General features: G+C 72.5%; 19 protein-coding genes. 14 read left to right on the top strand and 5 right to left on the bottom strand.

Annotation, left to right across the window (positions count from 1 at the left end):
* The first annotated feature begins 12 nt into the window (after positions 1-12).
* Positions 13-759, top strand: a complete 747-nt coding sequence (locus AN215_RS02175; RefSeq protein WP_070012475.1) for a helical backbone metal receptor — start codon at positions 13-15, stop codon at positions 757-759.
* Positions 760-803: 44 nt separating this feature from the next.
* Here AN215_RS02175 and AN215_RS02170 read toward each other — a convergent pair whose 3' ends face one another.
* The 3 genes from AN215_RS02170 to AN215_RS02160 form a co-directional block, all read right to left on the bottom strand.
* The gene (locus tag AN215_RS02170) at positions 804-1,565 is read right to left on the bottom strand and encodes a gamma-glutamyl-gamma-aminobutyrate hydrolase family protein (RefSeq protein WP_070012476.1); all 762 of its coding nucleotides are present in this window, start codon (positions 1,563-1,565) and stop codon (positions 804-806) included.
* 144 nt (positions 1,566-1,709) lie between these two features.
* Positions 1,710-3,230 carry an ethanolamine permease gene (gene eat / locus AN215_RS02165; RefSeq protein ID WP_070012477.1) on the bottom strand — a complete coding sequence of 507 codons (1,521 nt, stop codon included), beginning with the start codon at positions 3,228-3,230 and terminating at the stop codon, positions 1,710-1,712.
* Positions 3,231-3,378: 148 nt separating this feature from the next.
* Positions 3,379-4,161 carry a FadR/GntR family transcriptional regulator gene (locus AN215_RS02160; protein ID WP_070012478.1) on the bottom strand — a complete coding sequence of 261 codons (783 nt, stop codon included), beginning with the start codon at positions 4,159-4,161 and terminating at the stop codon, positions 3,379-3,381.
* 85 nt (positions 4,162-4,246) lie between these two features.
* Between AN215_RS02160 and AN215_RS02155 the strand changes: the two genes are divergently transcribed.
* From AN215_RS02155 to AN215_RS02140, 4 genes are all read left to right on the top strand, one after another.
* Positions 4,247-5,614 carry a glutamine synthetase family protein gene (locus AN215_RS02155; protein ID WP_070012479.1) on the top strand — a complete coding sequence of 456 codons (1,368 nt, stop codon included), beginning with the start codon at positions 4,247-4,249 and terminating at the stop codon, positions 5,612-5,614.
* A 9-nt stretch (positions 5,615-5,623) separates the two neighbouring features.
* Complete coding sequence (locus AN215_RS02150; RefSeq protein ID WP_070012480.1) at positions 5,624-7,009, top strand: aldehyde dehydrogenase family protein; 1,386 nt, start codon at positions 5,624-5,626, stop codon at positions 7,007-7,009.
* A complete protein-coding gene (locus AN215_RS02145) occupies positions 7,006-7,812 on the top strand; it encodes a 3-oxoacyl-ACP reductase (RefSeq protein ID WP_420856204.1) in 807 nt (268 codons plus the stop codon). Before AN215_RS02150 ends, AN215_RS02145 begins: the two co-directional genes overlap by 4 nt.
* Before the next feature lie 82 nt (positions 7,813-7,894).
* Entirely contained in the window at positions 7,895-8,743 is an 849-nt protein-coding gene (locus AN215_RS02140; protein WP_079122604.1) for a DUF2510 domain-containing protein, read from the top strand.
* Between the two features lie 125 nt (positions 8,744-8,868).
* Here AN215_RS02140 and AN215_RS02135 read toward each other — a convergent pair whose 3' ends face one another.
* The gene (locus AN215_RS02135; RefSeq protein WP_070012481.1) at positions 8,869-10,083 is read right to left on the bottom strand and encodes an alanine racemase; all 1,215 of its coding nucleotides are present in this window, start codon (positions 10,081-10,083) and stop codon (positions 8,869-8,871) included.
* Between the two features lie 810 nt (positions 10,084-10,893).
* Between AN215_RS02135 and AN215_RS02130 the strand changes: the two genes are divergently transcribed.
* From AN215_RS02130 to AN215_RS02115, 4 genes are all read left to right on the top strand, one after another.
* Positions 10,894-11,649 (top strand): hypothetical protein, encoded by a 756-nt coding sequence (locus tag AN215_RS02130; RefSeq protein WP_245694151.1) that lies wholly within the window; start codon positions 10,894-10,896, stop codon positions 11,647-11,649.
* A 5-nt stretch (positions 11,650-11,654) separates the two neighbouring features.
* Positions 11,655-12,902, top strand: a complete 1,248-nt coding sequence (gene mycP / locus AN215_RS02125; RefSeq protein WP_420856210.1) for a type VII secretion-associated serine protease mycosin — start codon at positions 11,655-11,657, stop codon at positions 12,900-12,902.
* 223 nt (positions 12,903-13,125) lie between these two features.
* Positions 13,126-13,893 carry an SseB family protein gene (locus AN215_RS02120; protein ID WP_070031090.1) on the top strand — a complete coding sequence of 256 codons (768 nt, stop codon included), beginning with the start codon at positions 13,126-13,128 and terminating at the stop codon, positions 13,891-13,893.
* Between the two features lie 126 nt (positions 13,894-14,019).
* Positions 14,020-14,763, top strand: coding sequence for an MIP family channel protein (locus tag AN215_RS02115; protein WP_070012483.1), 744 nt, complete (start codon positions 14,020-14,022; stop codon positions 14,761-14,763).
* 40 nt (positions 14,764-14,803) lie between these two features.
* Here the strand turns inward: AN215_RS02115 and AN215_RS02110 are convergent, their stop codons facing one another.
* Positions 14,804-15,202: a DUF1844 domain-containing protein gene (locus AN215_RS02110; RefSeq protein WP_070012484.1), complete on the bottom strand. Its 399-nt coding sequence runs from the start codon at positions 15,200-15,202 to the stop codon at positions 14,804-14,806.
* A gap of 330 nt (positions 15,203-15,532) precedes the next feature.
* Between AN215_RS02110 and infC the strand changes: the two genes are divergently transcribed.
* The 5 genes from infC to AN215_RS02085 all read left to right on the top strand — a co-directional run bounded on the left by infC (position 15,533) and on the right by AN215_RS02085 (position 19,339).
* Complete coding sequence (gene infC, locus AN215_RS02105; RefSeq protein WP_216093856.1) at positions 15,533-16,159, top strand: translation initiation factor IF-3; 627 nt, start codon at positions 15,533-15,535, stop codon at positions 16,157-16,159.
* A 116-nt stretch (positions 16,160-16,275) separates the two neighbouring features.
* A complete protein-coding gene (gene rpmI / locus AN215_RS02100) occupies positions 16,276-16,470 on the top strand; it encodes a 50S ribosomal protein L35 (protein WP_070012486.1) in 195 nt (64 codons plus the stop codon).
* An 81-nt stretch (positions 16,471-16,551) separates the two neighbouring features.
* Positions 16,552-16,935 (top strand): 50S ribosomal protein L20, encoded by a 384-nt coding sequence (rplT, locus tag AN215_RS02095; protein ID WP_070012487.1) that lies wholly within the window; start codon positions 16,552-16,554, stop codon positions 16,933-16,935.
* A 108-nt stretch (positions 16,936-17,043) separates the two neighbouring features.
* Positions 17,044-17,949 (top strand): TrmH family RNA methyltransferase, encoded by a 906-nt coding sequence (locus tag AN215_RS02090; protein ID WP_070012488.1) that lies wholly within the window; start codon positions 17,044-17,046, stop codon positions 17,947-17,949.
* Positions 17,950-18,157: 208 nt separating this feature from the next.
* Entirely contained in the window at positions 18,158-19,339 is a 1,182-nt protein-coding gene (locus AN215_RS02085) for a sensor histidine kinase (RefSeq protein ID WP_070012489.1), read from the top strand.
* Positions 19,340-19,405: the final 66 nt, after the last annotated feature.

The following is a 19,405-nucleotide window of genomic DNA, read 5'->3' as shown; positions in this document are numbered from 1 at the left end:
TACGGTGCCGGTATGGCGCACACAAGTACCGGCACCGTGCGACGCGTCGTCTCCCTCGTCCCTTCCCTCACCGAGGCACTGGCCGCGACGGCCCCCGGACTGCTCGTCGGTGTCACCGACTGGTGCAGCCACCCGCCCGGGCTGGAAGCCGCCCGCGTGCGCGGCACGAAGAATCCGGACGTGGAGCGGATCGTCTCCCTCCGACCGGATCTCGTCGTCGCGAACGAGGAGGAGAACCGCGAGGCGGATCTCGCCGCCCTGCGGGCCGCGGGGATCGAGGTCCTCGTCACCGAAGTACGCACCCTGCCGCAGGCGTTCGCCGAGCTGGAGCGGGTGCTGACCGGCGGCTGCGGACTGCCGCGCCCCCGGTGGCTCGACGAGGCGGAAGCCGCCTGGGGCGAGGTGCGCGCCGAGTTCGACGTGCGGGCCGTCGTCCCCGTCTGGCGGCGCCCGTGGATGGTTCTCGGCCGCGACACCTTCGCGGGCGCGCTGCTCGCACACCTGGGGGTACACAACGTCTACGGGCAGCACGCGGAGCGCTATCCGCGCGTGCCGGCCGGGGAGCTGAACGAACCCGACCGCGCCGACCTGGTCGTGCTGCCGGACGAGCCTTACCGCTTCACCGGGGAGGACGGCCCGGAGGCCTTTCCCGGCCTGCCCGCGGCGCTGGTCAGCGGGCGGTACCTCACCTGGTACGGGCCTTCGCTCACCGAGGCTCCGGGTGCGCTGGCGGGTGCGCTGCGCAGGGCGCTCGGCTGACGCCGGGCTCTTCAACGGCGGGTGCCCTGGCCCGCGTTCCCGGATCAGCCCGCGGCCGGGGCCGTCCCCGCAGCTTCGCGGGCCGCCGGCGCCCCGGACCGCGGTTGTGCCTCATGGCCCGTACGCGCCGCCTCCACGAGAGCGCGCATCACGCGGACGTCGTCACCCTCCTCGGGGTGCCACTGCACGGCGAGGACGAACGGATGCTCGTCGCCCGGCAGTTCGAGCGCCTCGATGGTGCCGTCCTCCGCGTACGCGCCCGGCACCAGCCCGTCACCGAGGCGGGCGACCGCCTGGTGGTGGTAGGTGGGCACGGACACCGGCTCGGGCAGCACTTGTGCGAGCCGCGTGCCGGGGACCGGCCGTACCGCGTGCTCGGCGAAGACACCCGGGGTGCCGCGGTGACCTTCCATGTGCTGTACGAGGGTGCCGCCCAGCAGCACGTTGAGGATCTGCATGCCGCGGCAGATGCCCAGCAGCGGCACGCGCTGGTCCAGTGCGGCGCGGGTCAGGGCGAGCTCCCAGGCGTCCCGCTCGGGGTCCGGCGGGCCGCAGTCCGGGCCGGGCTCGGCCCCGTACCGCACCGGCTCGACATCGGGGCCGCCGGAGACGACGAGGGCGTCCAGCCTGCTCACGATCCGGCGGGCCTGCTCGTCCGAGTCCGGCGGCAGAAGCAGCGCAGAGCCGCCCGCACGCTGCACGAGGCGGTGGTATCCGGCGGGCAGCACCGCGGCCTGGTGCTGCCACACGCCCCAGCGGACATCGCTCTCCATGTAGGTGCTGACGCCGATCAGCGGGGTTTGCATGGGTCGGGTCCTCAGATCGTCGGCTCGTCCGGTTCTTCCAGCCTACGGGCGTGAGCGGCCCGCGCCCGTACGCCGCCCACACGCCCGCCCGCCGGCACGCCTCGCGACGCGCGGGGCGTCGCGAGGCGGGCGGGGAGGCGGCGCCTACTTGGTGCGTACGTGCGGCGCCGGGGAGGGATCGTCGTCGTCGGAGTCGCGCTCCAGCTCCGCCTCGGCTGCCGCGAGCGCCGCGAACTCCTCCTCCGGGGCCGCGGCCACCAGCCGGTGCCGGCTGTAGAAGGCGAAGTAGGCCACGGCCACCGCGTAGAGGACTAGGGCCATCACCGCGGCGGTCGGGTCCACGAGGAACGTGGCCACGACGGCCGCGCAGGCGAGCACGAAGGCCACCGAGGAGGTCACCAGCCCGCCGGGAGTGCGGTACGGACGGGGCAGTTCCGGCTCGCGGCGGCGCAGCACGATGTGCGACAGCGACATCAGCACGTAGCTGATGGCCGCGCCGAAGACGGCGATGTTGAGCATCCGTGCGCCGTCGCCCGTGTAGGCCGCCAGCGAGAAACCGATGACGCCCGGCACCAGCAGGCCCAGGTAGGGGGCCTTGCGGCGGCTGGTCAGGGAGAGGAACCGGGGCAGGTAGCCGGCCCGGGAGAGGGCGAAGAGCTGCCTGGACCCCGCGTAGATGAGGGAGAAGAAGGAGGCGACCAGGCCGGCCAGACCGGCGTAGTTGACGATCCTGCTCAGCGTCGTCGGCTCACCGCCGGTGGCGGCCTCCAGCGCCGCGACGAGCGGGTTGTCGGCGTCCTTGATGGCGTCCGAACCGGCGGCCCCGGCCGCGGGCAGCAGCGTCAGCAGGGCGAGCAGCACCAGGATGCCGATCGACCAGGCCAGCGCCTTCGGCATGGCACGCACCGGGTCGCGTGCCTCCTCCGCCGCCAGCGGCACGCCCTCGACCCCGAGGAAGAACCACATGCCGAAGGGGAACGCCGCCCAGATGCCCAGCAGGCCCAGCGGCAGCCAGGAGTTGGAGGCGAAGGCGTCCGCGTCGACGGCGACGTCGTTGAGCGAACCGCCGCCGAAGTGCGTGAACGCGCCGATGCAGAAGACCAGGAGGGCCGCGACCGCGATGCCGGTGACGACGAAGCTGAAGCGCAGCGCCTCACCGACGCCCCACAGGTGGATGCCGATGAAGATCGCGAAGCACACGAGGTAGACCGGCCAGCCTGCCTCGATCCCGAAGAGGCCGAGCGATTCGACGTACCCGCCGATGAAGACCGAGATGGCCGCCGGGGCGAGGATGTACTCGATGAGGATCGCCGTCCCCGTCAGGAAGCCGCCCCAAGTGCCCAGCGCACGGCGGGCGAAGCCGTAGCCGCCGCCCGCGGTCGGCAGGATCGAGGACAGCTCCGCGAGGGAGAAGACCAGACAGGTGTACATCGTGCCCATGAGCACGGTGGCTATCGCCAGACCGCCGAATCCGCCCTCGGCGAGGCCGAAGTTCCAGCCCGCGTAGTCACCCGAGACGACGTAGGCGACGCCGAGGCCGGTCAGCAGCAGCCACCCTGCGCTGCCGCGGCGGAGCGAGCGCGCCTTGAGATACGCTTCCGCGCTCGCCGGGCCGGTATCGCCCCCTGCGGGGGACGATTGCGAGGACTTGGTTCCATCGGCCATGACCGCTCCTACCCCTCGGCATTGGTGTGGTGACATACCTTTGCGCCGAGGTGGGCCGCAGCGCAACCCCCTGCGCGTTACGCAGGGATTACGTGTGCGCGTACGCCCCTCGTGCCGGGCCAGGGCGCCTGGCCTTCCCCGGGGAAGGTCACGTGAGGAACCCCCGCAGCAGGGCGGCGGTGCCCGCGCAGTGCTCGCGGCTGACGCTCCGGGCCCGGTCGGGATCGCCGGACAGGACCGCGTCCACGAGTTCCGCGTGCTGCTGCTGTGCGTGCTCCAGGTTACGCACCAGCAGCGGGATGCGGCCCAGCAGGTCGTTCACCTTTGCCCGCACGGCCGCGTACTGCGCGGTCAGCGTGGGGGAGCCGGCCAGTTCGACGAGGGTGAGGTGGAGGAGGGTGTCGCTGCGCCGGTAGTCGGAGAGGGCCGCGTTCCGGGTGGCGTCCAGCGCCGCGCGCAGCCGTGCGGCCTCGGCCCTCTCCAGGCCGCGGGAGGCGCACAGCTCGGCCGCGCCGGTCTCCAGCACCTCGCGGAAGCGCAGGGTGTCCCGGACCTCCGCGTCCCCGGCGGCCCCGGCGACGCTCCTCCGCAGGTCCTCCGCCGTCTCCGCGTCGGGTGCGGGCGGCTGCGGATGCCTTACGAAGGTGCCTCCGTAGCGTCCGCGGCGGCTGGTCACCAGGCCCTGCTCGGCGAGCACCTTGAGCACCTCGCGGAGCATGACGCGGCTGATGCCGAGGCGCTCGGCGAGCTCGCGTTCGGCGGGGAGCCGTTCGCCGTCCGGGACCAGGCCCAGCCTGACGATCTGGAGTATCTGCTCCAGGGCCTCCTCGAAGCCGTTGCCGGCCCGGACCGGCCGGAGCACGGCCGCGAGACGGTCGTTCTCGGGACGGCCGCCGGGCCCTCCCAGCCCGGTGCCGTGGTCGGCTCTCATCGGCCCTCCCTCATCGGAACCCCTTTCGAACCAATGGTCTTCCGGACTACCTTATGACTTCCGGCGGACCGACAGGAGGCCAGACGTGGCAGACCGCACACCCCCGCTCTCGGTGGACGAGCTGCGAGTGCTCGTCGAACGGGAGGAGATCGACACCGTGGCGCTGGCCTTCACGGACATGCAAGGCCGCCTGCAAGGCAAACGGTTCGCAGCCCGCCATTTCCTGGACGAGGTCCTGGAGCACGGCACCGAGGGGTGCAACTACCTCCTCGCCGTCGACGTCGACCTGAACACGGTCGACGGCTACACCATGTCCTCGTGGGAGCGCGGCTACGGCGACTTCGCCATGCACGGCGACACCAGCACGCTGCGCCTCGTCCCGTGGAACCCCGGCACGGCCATGGTCACCGCCGATCTGGCGTGGCACGACGGCTCACCGGTGGTCGCCTCGCCCCGGCAGATCCTCCGCCGCCAGCTCGACCGCCTCGCCGAACGCGGCTGGTCCGCGTACACCGGCACCGAGCTGGAGTTCATGGTCTTCCAGGACACCTTCGAGCAGGCGTGGGACAGCGCCTACCGCGGCCTGACTCCGGCGAACCAGTACAACGTGGACTATTCGATGCTCGGCACGAGCCGCGTCGAACCCCTGCTGCGCCGGATCCGCAACGAGATGGGCGCGGCCGGGATGCGCGTGGAGTCAGCGAAGGGTGAGTGCAACCTGGGCCAGCACGAGATCGCCTTCCGCTACGACGAAGCGCTCAAGACCTGCGACCAGCACGTCGTGTACAAGACCGGCGCGAAGGAGATCGCGGCGCAGTCGGGCCAGGCTCTGACCTTCATGGCCAAGTACGACGAGCGCGAGGGCAACTCCTGCCACATCCATCTCTCGCTCCGCGACGAGGAGGGCGCCCCGGTCCTCGCCGACGACGAAGGCCCGTACGGCATGTCGGCCACGATGCGGCACTTCCTCGCGGGACAGCTCGCGGCCATGCGCGAGTTCACGCTGCTCTACGCCCCGAACATCAACTCCTACAAGCGTTTCCAGCCGGGTTCCTTCGCACCGACCGCCGTCGCCTGGGGCCCCGACAACCGCACGTGCGCGCTGCGCGTCGTCGGGCACGGGCCCGGCCACCGGCTGGAGAACCGGGTGCCGGGCGGCGACGTCAACCCGTATCTCGCCACCGCGGGGATGATCGCCGCCGGGCTGTACGGCGTCGACCAGAAGCTGGAGCTGGAGGAGGCGTGCACCGGCAACGCCTACAACGGCGACGCGGTGCACGTGCCCACCACGCTGCGCGAGGCCGCCGAGCTCTGGGAGCACAGCGCCATCGCGCGTGAGGCCTTCGGCGAGGAAGTCGTGGCGCACTACCGCAACATGGCGCGCATCGAGCAGCAGGCGTACGACACGGCCGTCACGGACTGGGAGCGTTTCCGGTCCTTCGAACGCATGTAAGGACAGGCTTTGCAGGACGAGCACCACACGGACGGACTCCCGGTCGTCAACCCGGCGACCGAGGAACTGATCACCACCGTGACCGCCGCGGGCCCGGCGGACGTCGACGCGGCCGTACGGCGGGCCGTGAGCGCACAGGCGACATGGTCGGCGCTCGCACCGGGTGAGCGCGCCCGGCTGCTGCGCCGGTTCGCCGTCATCGTCGACGAACACCTCGAAGAACTGGCGCAGCTGGAGGTCAAGGAGGCAGGACACCCCGTCGGCAACGCCCGTTTCGAGGCGGGCAACGTCCGCGACCTCCTGGACTACGCCGCCGGAGGCGTGGAGCGCCTCAGCGGCAGCCAGATCCCCGTCGACGGCGGCGTCGACATCACCTTCGCCGAACCGCTCGGCGTCGTGGCCGTCATCGCGCCCTGGAACTTCCCGATGCCGGTCGCCGCGTGGGGCACCGCGCCCGCGCTCGCCGCCGGCAACGCCGTCGTCCTCAAACCGGCCGAGACCACGCCCCTGACCGCGCTCCGCCTCGGCGAACTCGCCCTGGAGGCCGGTCTGCCCGAGGGGCTCTTCCAGGTGCTGCCGGGCGAGGGGCCGGTCGCGGGCACCGCGCTCGTCGAGCACCCGAAGGTGGCCAAGGTCGTCTTCACCGGCTCGACAGCGGTCGGCAAGGACATCATGGCCAGGTGTGCCGCGGGCGTGAAGCGCGTGACGCTCGAACTCGGCGGCAAGAGCCCCAACATCGTCTTCGCCGACGCCGACCTCGCGGCGGCCGCCGCGGCGGCACCCGGGTCCTTCCTGGACAACACCGGTCAGGACTGCTGCGCCCGCAGCCGCATCCTCGTACAGCGCGAGGTCTACGACCGCTTCCTGGAGCTTCTGGAACCGGCGGTGAAGACCTTCGCGGCCGGCGACCCGGCAGATCCGGGCACGCAGATGGGCCCGCTGATCTCGCAGCGCCAGCGCGAGCGCGTACGGGGCTACGTGTCCGAGGACGAGCCCGCACTGATCCGCGGGGAGGTACCGGCGGGCAAGGGCTTCTGGTATCCCGCCACCGTGCTGGAGGGACGGCCGGGCGACCGCCGCAGCGCGGAGGAGATCTTCGGGCCGGTCGCCGTGGCTGTCCCCTTCGAGGACGAGGCGGAGGCCGTCCGCATCGCCAACGACTCCGAATACGGCCTGTCGGGGTCGATCTGGACCCGCGACGTGGGCCGTGCGCTGCGCGTCTCGCGCGCGGTCGCGGCGGGCAACCTGTCCGTCAACTCCCACAGCGCCGTGCGCTACACGACCCCGTTCGGCGGTTACAAGCAGTCGGGTCTCGGCCGTGAACTCGGCCCGGACGCGCTCTCCGCCTTCACCGAGACCAAGAACGTGTTCATCAGCACCGAGGAGCAGCCGTGACCGAATCGCTCACCGACCCCGTGGAAGCAGCCGTCGTGTGCCGGCGCCTGACCGGACGTACCGCCGTCGTCACGGGCGCCGGCAGCGGCATCGGCCTCGCCTCCGCGCGCCGCCTCGCCTCCGAGGGCGCAAACGTGGTCTGCGCCGACGTCGACGGTGAGCGCGGCAAGGCCGTGGCCGAGGAGACCGGCGGACTGTACGTGGAGACCGACGTCACCGACTCGGGCCAGGTCGAGGCCCTCTTCCGTACGGCCCACGAGACGTACGGCTCGGTCGACATCGCCTTCAACAACGCGGGCATCTCCCCGCCCGACGACGACTCGATCCTCACGACCGGTCTCGACGCCTGGGAGCGTGTGCAGCAGGTCAACCTCACGTCGGTCTATCTGTGCTGCAAGCACGCCATCCCGTACATGCAGCGGCAGGGGCGCGGTTCGATCGTCAACACGGCCTCCTTCGTGGCAGTGCTGGGCGCCGCCACCTCGCAGATCAGCTACACCGCCTCGAAGGGCGGTGTGCTGGCGATGTCGCGTGAACTGGGCGTGCAGTTCGCGCGCGAGGGAATCAGGGTCAACGCGATCTGCCCCGGACCCGTGAACACCCCGTTGCTGAAGGAGCTGTTCGCGAAGGACCCGGAGCGTGCGCAGCGCCGGCTCGTGCACGTACCGCCCGGCCGCTTCGCCGAGCCGGAGGAGATCGCCGCCGCCGTCGCCTTCCTGGCCAGCGACGACGCCTCGTTCGTCAACGCGACGGACTTCATGGTGGACGGCGGCATCTCGGGGGCCTACGTGACGCCGATGTGACGGTGTCTCCTCCCCGAGGGGGTACGGCCGGGCGGTGACAGTGTGATTCGCACACCTGGTCCCCTACAGTCGATGCGTGAGCATGACGACGCCGCCCGGCTGGTACCCGGACCCCGACCCGGGTCAGAGAGCCAACTCGCCCTCCGCGGAACGCTGGTGGGACGGCACCTCCTGGACGGGACAGACCCGTACCAAGGCGGCAGTGCGGGGCCCGCTCGTCGCGGGCGTCGTCGGTGCGCTGGTGCTCGTCGCCGCGCTCGTCGTCAGCGCCGTGCTCACCTTCGCCATCGGGCCGGGCGTCAGCGGCGTCCCGCGTGACGAGGCCGGGGGCGCCGGGCCGAGCAGCGAACCCACGCCGCCCGAGGGCGGTCCGGGGGCCCCGGAGGAGGACGGCGGGACGCCGGGCAAGCCGGAGGGGGACGTTCCGGCAACCGGCGTCGATCTGCCCGTCCTGGACGGCTGGGAGCGCGACCCGTTCGGGCCGCTGGTCACCACCGGGGAGTACAAGTGCCCCGGCAGCAAGGCGGAAAGCTGCCTGCGTGGCTCATCCATGATCATCGTGGCTCCCACCGACACCGGCGACACCGAGGACGCGGCCCGGAACGACATCGGGCGGCACGCGAAACTCGCCTACAGCAAGGGCACCTACGGCGGCATCAAGTCGCACGAAGCCGTCACGTCGGAGAAGACCTCGGTGGCCGGGCAGGACGCCTACCGGGTGCGCTGGAAGATCGTCAACCGGACCAAGCCGGACGCCTACGTCGAGTCCGTGGCCTTCACCCACCCCGACGGGTCGGGGGAGATGCTGGTGCTGCGCACCGGCTTCGACATCGCCGAGTCCGCGCCGCCGTTGAGCGACATGGACAAGCTGGCGGAAGGTGTCACCGAGGAGAGCGGCGGCACCGGGGACAGCCCCGGCCAGGACGTCTGAGAACCGGCGGGAGCGGGACGGCCCGAGCCGCTGCGTACGGTCCCGTGAGTACCGGCCGTACGGCCGTACCGGCCGTGCGCGCCATGCACGGTACGGAGACCGCCGCCGCAGGCCGTCACAGGCCGTCAGAGGAAGGTGCGGCCTTCGCCCCTGTACGTCGGGAACGTGCCGGTGACCCTGTCGCCCTCGATCGCGTGCAGCGCGTCGAACCGCTCGCACAGCTCCCCGGCCTTGGCGTGCCGGAACCAGACACTGTCTCCGACCAGCAGATCGTCCGCGGGTGGCCCCAGCAGCGGTGTCTGTACCTCGCCGGCCGCCTCCTGCTTGTCGTAGCGCAGCCCCTCCGGAAGGTACGGCTGCGGCAGCCTGTCCCGGCCGGGCGCCCCGGAGGCCGGATAGCCGCCGCCCAGGACCGTCACGACGCCCACGCCCGGTCTGCGTACGACCGGGAGTGCGAAGAGTGCGGCGGGCCGTCCCGTGAACGAGGTGTAGTGGTCGAAGAGGCGCGGCACGAACAGGCCGGAGCCCGCCGCGATTTCGGTCACCGCCTCCTCCGCGGCCGTGTGCTGCACGCTGCCCGTGCCGCCCCCGTTGACGAACTCCAGGTCGGGCGTGACGCGGCGGACCGCACGCACGGCCTCCGCCCGGCGTGCCGCAAGCTCCCGCCGTGCCGCAGCCTGCATGAGCCGTACGCCGCGCGAGCGCGCCCAGTTGCCCGGTGCGGCGTCGCCCACGCCGGCGACATGCCCCTCGTAGGCCATCAGCCCTGTGAGCCGGAAGCCCTTGCGCCGGGTCACCGCGCGGGCGAACTCCGCGAGGCGGGCGGGGGAGTGCAGCGGGGACCGGCGTGCGCCGATCCGGACGCGGCCGCCCATGAGCCGCAGCGCGGTGTCGAGTTCGAGACAGACCCGGATCTCCTCGGTGCCGCCGTCCCTCGCGGCGTCGATGAGGTCCAGCTGGGCGGGATCGTCCACCATCACCGTCACGCTCTGCGCGAGCTTCGGATCGGCGCAGAGTTCGGCGAACCCGGAACGGTCCGCGGACGGATAGCCCAGCAGCACGTCGTCGATGCCCGAACGCGCCAGCCACAGCGACTCGGCGAGCGTGAAGCTGAGCACCCCGGCGAAGCCGTCCCGCGCGAGCACGCGCTCCAACAGGGCCCTGCAGCGCACCGACTTGCTTGCCACGCGGACCGGTTTGCCGCCGGCGCGTTGCACCAGGTCGGAGGCGTTCGCGTCGAACGCCTCCAGGTCGACGACGGCGAACGGCGCGTCCAGATGCGCGGTCGCGCGGTCGTAGCGGGCACGTGCGGCTGCGAGGCCGGAAGTTGCGTCGGACATCCGGGCAGCTTGCCAGAGGGCTGCCGTGCACGACAGCCCTGCCATCTGCCCGACCGGGTTGCCGGGACCACCAGTTCGCACCGTAGAGTGACGGCCGCACGCTGCGATGAGTCTGGACCAGCGGCGTACTGTCCGATACGAACCGGCATGCCCCGAAAGGGATCGTGTGGGGTGGCACTGCGCGCGGGAGGGGTGCAGATGAGCACTGACGCCGACCGCACACACTCCCCGGACCCTTCGCCGGACTCGTTTCCCAGACGTCCTCAGGTCCCTCCCCGCCCCGCCTTTCCCCCGCGTCCCGCAGCGCCTGCGCGCCAGGGCGCGTCCGTGGAGCCTCCCCAGAAAGACGAGCCCACCGCACACATGCCGCACGACACGGAATCGGACGCATCCGCGAGCGCAGGACCGGACTCCCCGGCCGGCGCCTCGTCCCCTTCCGGAGGGCCGCACCTGCCCCGGCCCGCCGCAACTCCCCAGCCCCCGCCGCCCACCGGGGAGCCCCTGACGTCCGAGACGCTGCGCCGCAGAACGAGCGCCCCGGGCACGGATGGGCACGGCGGCACCGGCAGACGGGAGGGAACGGAGACCCCGTCGGGCACCTCTGCCGTTCCCGGCACCCCTACCGTTCCCGGCGCCGCTGCCGGGCCAGGCAGCGGCCGTGCTCCGCTTCCGGGTGCCGTTCCGGCGCAGCGCCCACCGCACCCGCCCGCTCCGGCAAGCCCTCCCGGTCTGCCCGGCCTGTCCGGGCAGCAGGACTTCGCCGGCTCAGGGCCTCCCACCTGGCAGTTGCGGCCCATCCGTGACGAACGTGTGCACAGCCGCCCGGCGCCCCGCACCGTGGCGGCCGCCGTATGCCTGGTCCTGGGCGTCGGCCTGTTGGGCGGAGCGGCCGCCGGCACCTGGCTCACCGGTGACACCGGCGAACAGACCGTCACCGAGGGCTCGTTCGACGAGATGCGGGCCGCCTGGCACAACAACTCCGTCGACGACCTCTTCCCCCGGGTCCTGGAGGGACGGGGCGCCGGCCCCGGCGGGGCCGACCGCCGCTGGCTCCGCGTCGGCGTCGCACCGGACAGCAACTGCCGGGGCGCGTTCGACCCGTTGCTCGCCAAAGCCCTCTCGCCGGTCGGATGCAGCCGGCTCGTACGCGCCACGTACGCCGACGAGACGACCAGCAGCGTCACAACGGTCGGTCTGCTCTTCACCCGTTCCGAGAGCGCGGGCATGCGCGCGCTGCGCAAGCGCTTCGCCGTGGAGAACCTCAGCGAACGAACCGACCTGATGCCCCGTCCGTACGGATCACGCGGCACGGTCTCGGCGGACTTCGGCGACGCCCAGCGGGCCAGCTGGACGATGCGGGTGCTCTCCGACGCGCCCGTCGTCGTCTACGCCGTGAGCGGATTCGCGGACGGACGGGTCGTCAGCGACCCGCAGCCCGCTGCGGAAGCGACCGAGAAGGGCGAGACGTCGGCCGCCGCCCAGGCCGGTCTCGGACACGACGCACAGGGCATAGCGGACCGCATCGAGCGCCGGCTGCGTGATGCGGCACGGGAGGACGACCAGTGACCCACATCCGGCCCGCACAGCCCGTGCACACCCCGCCGCGCCGCTCCGCGCCGGGCCGTACCCGGTCACTGCGTCTGGCCGCCGCGGCGCTCGCGGCGTCGGTCGCCGTCCTCCCGGCCGCGGGGAGCGCGCAGGCGGCGGAGGGCGAGGGCATCCAGCGGCAGCAGTGGGGCCTGAAGGCCATCAACGTGTCGGACGCCTGGAAGACCACCAAGGGCAGGGGCATCACCGTCGCCGTTCTCGACACCGGTGTCGACCCCGGCCATCCCGACCTGGAGGGGAACGTACGGCGCGGCCACGACTTCATCACCCTGGGCGCGAAGAAGGGCGACCGCGCATGGGCCCGGCACGGCACCGCCATGGCGGGGATCATCGCCGGCCACGGTCACGGGAAGGGCGGGAAGCTCGGCGTCATGGGTGTCGCCCCCGAAGCGAAGATCCTTCCCGTACGGGTCCTGCTCGAGGACAGCGACCCCAAGCGCAAGGAGGCACGCGACGCACGCGCCTCCGCCCTCGCCGACGGCATCCGGTGGGCCGCCGACAAGGGCGCCGACGTCATCAACCTCTCCCTCGGCGACGACAGCAGCTCGGCCCACCCCGAGGCCGGAGAGGACGCCGCCGTGCGCTACGCGCAGCGCAAGGGCTCCGTCGTCGTGGCCTCCGCGGGCAACGGCGGAGAGGACGGCGACCACGTCTCCTTCCCGGCCGCCTATCCCGGCGTCATCGCGGTCACCGCCGTGGACCGCCGCGGTGCGCGCGCCTCCTTCTCCACGCGGCGCTGGTACGCGACCGTCGCCGCCCCAGGCAAGGAGGTGCTGATAGCCGACCCCGACCGGAAGTACTACGAGGGCTGGGGCACCAGCGCCGCCTCGGCGTTCGCCTCCGGCGCGGTCGCGCTGGTACGGGCCGCGCACCCGGAGCTCAGCCCCGCCCAGATCAAGGAACTGCTGTCCGACACGGCACGCCGCACCCCCGAGGGCGGCCGCAGCGACGCACTGGGCACAGGCGTCGTCGACCCGGCTGCCGCCATCGAGATGGGCTCCAACATCAACCCCCGTAAGCAGGAGCCCAGCCAGCAGCCGTACCGGAGCGAGTTCTTCGGGACGGGCCCCGACGACGGGCCGAGCGCCGGCTGGCTGGCGACGATCGCCGCCGTGCTCGGGCTGCTGCTCATCGGGGGCGCGGTGGCGGTGCACAAGGGCGTGAGCGCGGAGACCCTGCGCGGCATGGGCACGCGGCTGTCCCGGCGCTGAGCGCGTACGCAGGCTGTATACACACGGCGTACGTACGCACGCGGCGCCCACGGCGGACGGCCTGCGGTACCAGCGCCAGTCCGATGCCGCGCCGCCGCCACAGCGGGGGCCCGCGCGCGGCCACAGCCGGGGCGGCCGGGCGACCCGCTGCCCCGGCCGCCGGCCGGCCTCCCGCAGCCCCGGAGTCGGGGGCCGCTGCGGCACGGAACTAAGCTCGTTGCCCGTGGCGCTCAAGAACATCCCCGACTCCGGCTTCCCCGCCGACACCGGCGCGGCCGACCCGGCCCTCACGGAGGCGCTCACCGCCTGGCAGGCGGCCCCCGGAGAGCCGGGTGCCGAAGAGCGCGTGCTCGAAGCCCTCGCGGGTGCCCGGCTTCTGGTTCCCGTCGTCGCCGTTCTCGGGGCGACGGAGACCGGCACCTCTGGCCTGCGCCGCGAGAAGTCCAGCGAGATGGCCGTGCCGACGCTCACCGCCCCCGGCGGGCGCCGTGCGCTCCCGGCGTTCACCGGGACCGAGGCGATGGCCCGCTGGAACGCCGAGGCCCGTCCCGTCGCCGTACCGCTGCGCCAGGCGCTGCAGGCACTGGCCCACGAGAAGGCGGACACCCTGGTCCTGGACCTCGCCGGGCCCGTCACCTACCAGCTCACCGGTCCTGCCCTGCGCGCGCTCGCCGAGGGCCGCACCGGCGCCGGTCCTGTCTCCGGCCCCGAGGTCACGTCCGCGCTGCGCGCGCTGCTCGCCGCCGAGCCCGACGTGGAGGGCGCACACCTCGTGCCCGGCGGCCCCGGCTCCGACGCCGACGCCACACTCGCCCTGACGCTGGCCCCGGACGCCGCCGCCGACGCCGCCGGGCCGGCCGCGGCGGTGCGGCGCCTGGCCGGTGCGCTCGCGGCCGACGAGACGCTGCGCTCACGCCTCGTACGGGGCCTGGAACTGGCGCTGCTCCCGCCCGGCAGCACCCTGCCCGAGGACGCCCTCTACCGCCGCTGACGGACCCCGTCACGGCCCCCGCAGGGCACGTCGCCGCAGGTGGACGGCGGACTCCGGCTCGACATGCGAGCCCGCCGCAGGCGGCGGAGGATGGTCTACGACCATTCCCGACGTGTCAGGAGTGCCATGTCGACCTCGACCGAGACGGAGCTGCAGACCACTGCGGCGGAATTCCTTGGAACCCTGGTCCTCGTCTTCTTCGCGGTGGGCGCCACGGTGCTGTCGGGTGAGTACATCGGCACGCTCGGCATCGCTCTCGCGTTCGGCTTCACGCTGCTGGCGCTCGCCTACGTCTTCGGACCGGTCTCCGGCGCCCACGTGAACCCGGCGGTGACCCTGGGGTTCCTGATGGCCAAGCGGCTCGACCTGCCGACGGCTGTGAAGTACTGGATCGCGCAGGTCGCCGGCGCCATCGCGGGCGCCGCGCTGCTCTTCCTGCTCGCCAAGCAGGTGCCCGGTCTCCGGACCAGTGAGAGCTTCGGCAGCAACGGCTTCGGCGACCGTTCCGCGGTGCAGATCAACCTCGGCGGCGCCTTTCTCGCCGAACTGCTGCTGACGGTGCTGCTCGTCTACGTCTACCTGTGCATGACCCACAAGGTGACCATCGCGGGCTTCGGGGGGCTCCCCATCGGCCTCACGCTGGCCGTCATCAGCCTGGTCGGCATCCCGCTGACGGGCGCCGGGGTCAACCCGGCCCGCAGCCTGGGCCCCGCCATCTTCGCGGGCGGCGCGGCCCTCACCCAGTTCTGGCTCTTCCTGGTCGCCCCGCTCGTGGGCGGCGCACTGGCGGCTGTCCTGCACCGCGTCACGCATCCGCCGGCGGGTGCGGAGCTGCACAGGAACCTTCAGCCCTCCGGCACGCCGCGCTGACCGGAGGGCCGGCGGACCGTACCGGCCCGCCGGCTCCGGATCAGCTCAGGACAGGGCCCGTGAACTTCTCTCCCGGGCCCTGCCCCGGCTCGTCCGGCACGGCAGAGGCCTCGCGAAAAGCGAGCTGCAGCGACTTCAGTCCGTCGCGCAGGGGCGCCGCGTGGTACGACCCGATCTCCGTGGCGCTCGCGGTGACGAGGCCCGCGAGGGCGTGGATGAGCTTGCGCGCCTCGTCCAGGTCGCGATGGTGCTCGCCGCCCTCGGACAGTCCGAGATTCACCGCTGCCGAACTCATCAGGTGCACCGCGACGGTGGTGATCACCTCGACCGCCGGTACGTCCGCGATGTCGCGGGTCATGCTGTCGAAGTCGGGGGCACCGGCGCCGCCGGGAGCCGTGCCGCCGGGGCCCGCGGGGCCGTTGGGGTCGGAGTCGCTCATGTGTGCCACCCTAGAGCCCTTCGCGGCGGAGGTCCCGGCCCAGGTGGCCGCCGTGACCCCGGTGGGGAGTGCTCCCGGCCCCTGGTATGCTGGGATATCGACCGGCTGGAGAGTACGTGACTTCAGCCCGCAAGTGGAGGCTCCGAACTCCCACCTGACGGCCCGGCGGGCCGCGGGTCAACGGTCAGGCTGCGCCCCGCGGATGACGCGTCGGTGCTCCAGGTCTTTGAGGAGCCACCGCCTGTGTCCGTCAGGGGCGTTTTCTGCGTCTCGGCGCGGTGGTCACACAGACGACATCACTTGCGCGGCCGTCCGCCAGACCGCCGTGCCGTGTACCGAGGAGGCCCCATCAGCGCCGAGCCCCGCATCAACGACCGGATTCGCGTCCCCGAGGTGCGACTCGTCGGTCCCAGTGGCGAGCAGGTCGGCATCGTGCCGCTTGCCAAGGCCCTGGAGCTTGCGCAGGAGTACGACCTCGACCTGGTCGAGGTGGCGGCGACAGCACGTCCGCCGGTCTGCAAGCTCATGGACTACGGAAAGTTCAAGTACGAGTCGGCCATGAAGGCCCGTGAGGCGCGCAAGAACCAGGCGCACACGGTGATCAAGGAGATGAAGCTCCGGCCGAAGATCGATCCGCACGACTACGACACCAAGAAGGGTCACGTCGTCCGGTTCCTCAAGCAGGGTGACAAGGTCAAGATCACGATCATGTTCCGCGGACGTGAGCAGTCCCGCCCCGAGCTGGGCTTCCGGCTGCTCCAGCGGCTCGCGGACGACGTCGCCGACCTGGGCTTCGTGGAATCCAACCCGAAGCAGGACGGGCGCAACATGATCATGGTTCTCGGTCCGCACAAGAAGAAGACCGAGGCGATGGCCGAGGCCCGCGAGGCGCAGGCAGCCCGCAAGGCCGGCCGCCAGCAGGAGAGCAGCCCTGCCGAGGAGCCCGCCGAGGCGTGAGCCCTCGAGGGGCTCTGCCTCGGGACACCCGGACAATCCGCACCAGCGACACACGGCGCCTCCGCCGCCGGCCCGAAGGCCGAGTGGGGCGCCACCGACGAGGAGTGAACGGCGACATGCCGAAGAACAAGACGCACAGTGGTGCCCGCAAGCGCTTCAAGATCACCGGCTCCGGCAAGGTGATGCGCCAGCGTGCCGGCCGCCGCCACTATCTCGAGCACAAGCCGTCCACGTTGACGCGCCGCCTCGCCGGCAGCACCGAGGCCGCCCCGGCCGACGCCAAGAAGGCCAAGAAGCTTCTCGGCAAGTAAGTCCGGCCCGGCCGGGACCCAATCGATTCGGGCTGGGTGGTCGTCCCACCAGACCGGCCCCGTGTACCAAGGAGTCATCAAGTGGCACGCGTCAAGCGGTCAGTCAACGCACACAAGAAGCGCCGGGCGATCCTGGAGCAGGCCAGCGGCTACCGCGGCCAGCGCTCCCGTCTGTACAGGAAGGCGAAGGAGCAGGTCACCCACTCCTACGTCTACAACTACAACGACCGCAAGCGGCGCAAGGGCGACTTCCGCCAGCTGTGGATCCAGCGCATCAACGCCGCGGCCCGCGCGAACGGCATCACCTACAACCGCTTCATCCAGGGTCTGAAGGCCGCCAACATCGAGGTGGACCGCAAGATCCTGGCCGACCTGGCGGTCAACGACGCGGGCGCCTTCACCGCCCTCGTCGAGACGGCGCAGAAGGCCCTCCCGAGCGACGTCAACGCTCCGAAGGCAGCCTGAAGCACGCCGCACGCATGACGTACCGGCAGCGGACCCGCAGGCATGACTGCCCGCGGGTCCGCTGCTGTGCGTGACGCACCGTCACGACCACGAGGTGAGCCGCCGCCCATGGGCACCCCCGACCTGATCTCCCCGCGCTCCGCACGCGTCGCCGCGGCGCGGCGGCTGGTGCGGCGCAACTTCCGCGCCAAGGACCGCCTGTTCCTCGCCGAGGGGCCGCAGGCCGTACGGGAGGCCGTCGCGGCCGTCGCGGCCGGCGCGGACGAGCCGGTCGGTGGCGGCGACCCCGCACTGGCCGAGCTGTTCGCCACGCCCGAGGCAGCCGAGCGCCATCCCGGAATCCTGCGGGAGGCACGCGAGTCCGGCGCACGAGTCCACCTGGCCGACCCGGAGACCCTGGACGGCATGACCCGCACGGTCAGCCCGCAGGGCCTCGTCGGGGTCTGCCGCTTCGTCGACACAACACTGGAGGGGGTGCTCGCCGCCGGCCCCCGTCTGGTGGCGGTCCTCGCGCACGTGCGCGACCCGGGCAACGCGGGCACCGTGCTGCGCTGCGCGGACGCCGCCGGGGCCGACGCCGTGATCCTCACCGACGCCTCGGTGGACCTGTACAACCCCAAGACGGTGCGGGCGTCCGCGGGTTCGCTCTTCCATCTGCCCGTCGCCGTCGGCGTGCCCGCCGCGTCGGCCGCCGCCGGACTGCGCGCCGCGGGCGTACGTCTGCTGGCCGCCGACGGCGCCGGCGAGCGGGACCTCGACGCGGAGCTCGATGCCGGGAGGATGGGCGGCCCCACCGGCTGGATCTTCGGCAACGAGGCCTGGGGCCTGCCGGAGGAGACCCGCGCCCTCGCGGACGAAGTGGTGCGGGTGCCGATCCACGGCCGCGCGGAGAGCCTCAACCTCGCGACGGCGGCGGCCGTCTGCCTGTACTCGTCGGCCCGTGCGCAGCGCGGCGCCGGGGGCTGCCGGCACGGGGCCGGCATGGGCGGCGCAACCGGCAGCGACAGGGCGTAACAGCGCACTCAGGATTCCCCGGGAGGGCCGCGCGCCCTGTGTGCGCCCACGGCGCACTCTGCGCTGCCCGTGCGGCTTCCGCCCGGCGTCGCGGGGAGGGACACCGCGGACGGTGCACTAGTAGGGTGGCCGGGCCCGGGGGCGGAGCCAGTGGAGCCAGTTGGGGCCGGTGGTGCCAGTGAGGCCAGATGAGGGGGGTGCACCGGGGATGGACGTGCGGACGCAGCGCACACAGCCGCACGGCGCCCCGTCTCCGTCGGCCGGTGCCTCCGCAGACCGGCCCGGCGCGGCTCCCGATCCCGGCGCCGAAACCTGCGCGGAGGCCTTCGCCGGTTCCGGCGGACCCGTCGTGGACCCCGACGATCTGCCCGAGGGGCTCGTCGTCGCGGACCGTACGGGACGGGTCGTCTGCTTCAACGCCGCCGCCGTCCGCCTCACCGGGCTCAGCGCCGCGGACGCCCTCGGCGGCACCCTGCAGCAGGCGCTGCCGCTGGAGGACATGGACGGGCGCCGGTGGTGGCAGCTCACCGACCCCTACGGCGGCCTCGCCACCCGCACCGGCCAGCCCGAACGGAACCTGCTGCTGCCCGGCGGCCGCGAGGTCCTCGTCTCGGCCCGTTACGTACGGTCCCGCCCGAAGGGCCCCGTACAGCGGCTGGTGGTGACCCTTCGCGGCACCGAGGCGCGGCGGCGTGCCGAGCGCAGCCACGCCGAGCTGATAGCGACGGTCGCGCACGAACTGCGCTCGCCCCTCACCTCGGTGAAGGGGTTCACGGCGACGCTGCTGGCGAAGTGGGAGCGCTTCACCGACGACCAGAAGCGGCTGATGCTGGAGACCGTCGACGCCGACGCGAACCGCGTCACCAGGCTCATCGCCGAACTGCTGGACATCTCCCGCATCGACTCGGGACGCCTGGAGGTGCGCCGTCAGCCGGTGGACATGGCCGCCGCCGTACGGCGTCACATCGAGGCGCACGTGGCGGCCGGACGCTCCTCGGACCGCTTCGTCACCCGCTTCAGCGAGCCGCTTCCCGGCCTGTGGGCTGACCCCGACAAGGTCGACCAGGTGCTGGGCAACCTGCTGGAAAACGCCGTGCGTCATGGCGAGGGCACTGTCACCATCGAGGTGGCACCCGCACCCCTCCGCGACGAACAAGGAACGGCAGTCACCGTGAGCGACGAAGGCCCCGGCATCCCGGAGGAGTCGATGAGCCGCGTCTTCACCCGCTTCTGGCGGGGCAGCAAGCGCGGCGGCACCGGCCTGGGCCTGTACATCGTCAAGGGCATCGTCGAGGCGCACGGCGGGACGATCACCGTGGACCGCGCGGTCGCCGGCGGCGCCCGGTTCCGATTTACCCTGCCCGTGGGCGCCCCGGCCTTCATGGCCTGACCGGCGTGGCACGGGCTTCTCGTGGCCCGCGGGAGCGCGGCCCCCGTCACTGTGATCCTTTGCGAT

The sequence above is a fragment of the Streptomyces abyssalis genome (genome assembly GCF_001751365.1).
GTDB lineage: Bacteria > Actinomycetota > Actinomycetes > Streptomycetales > Streptomycetaceae > Streptomyces > Streptomyces abyssalis.
This window is presented reverse-complemented; position numbering and strand designations above follow the sequence as displayed.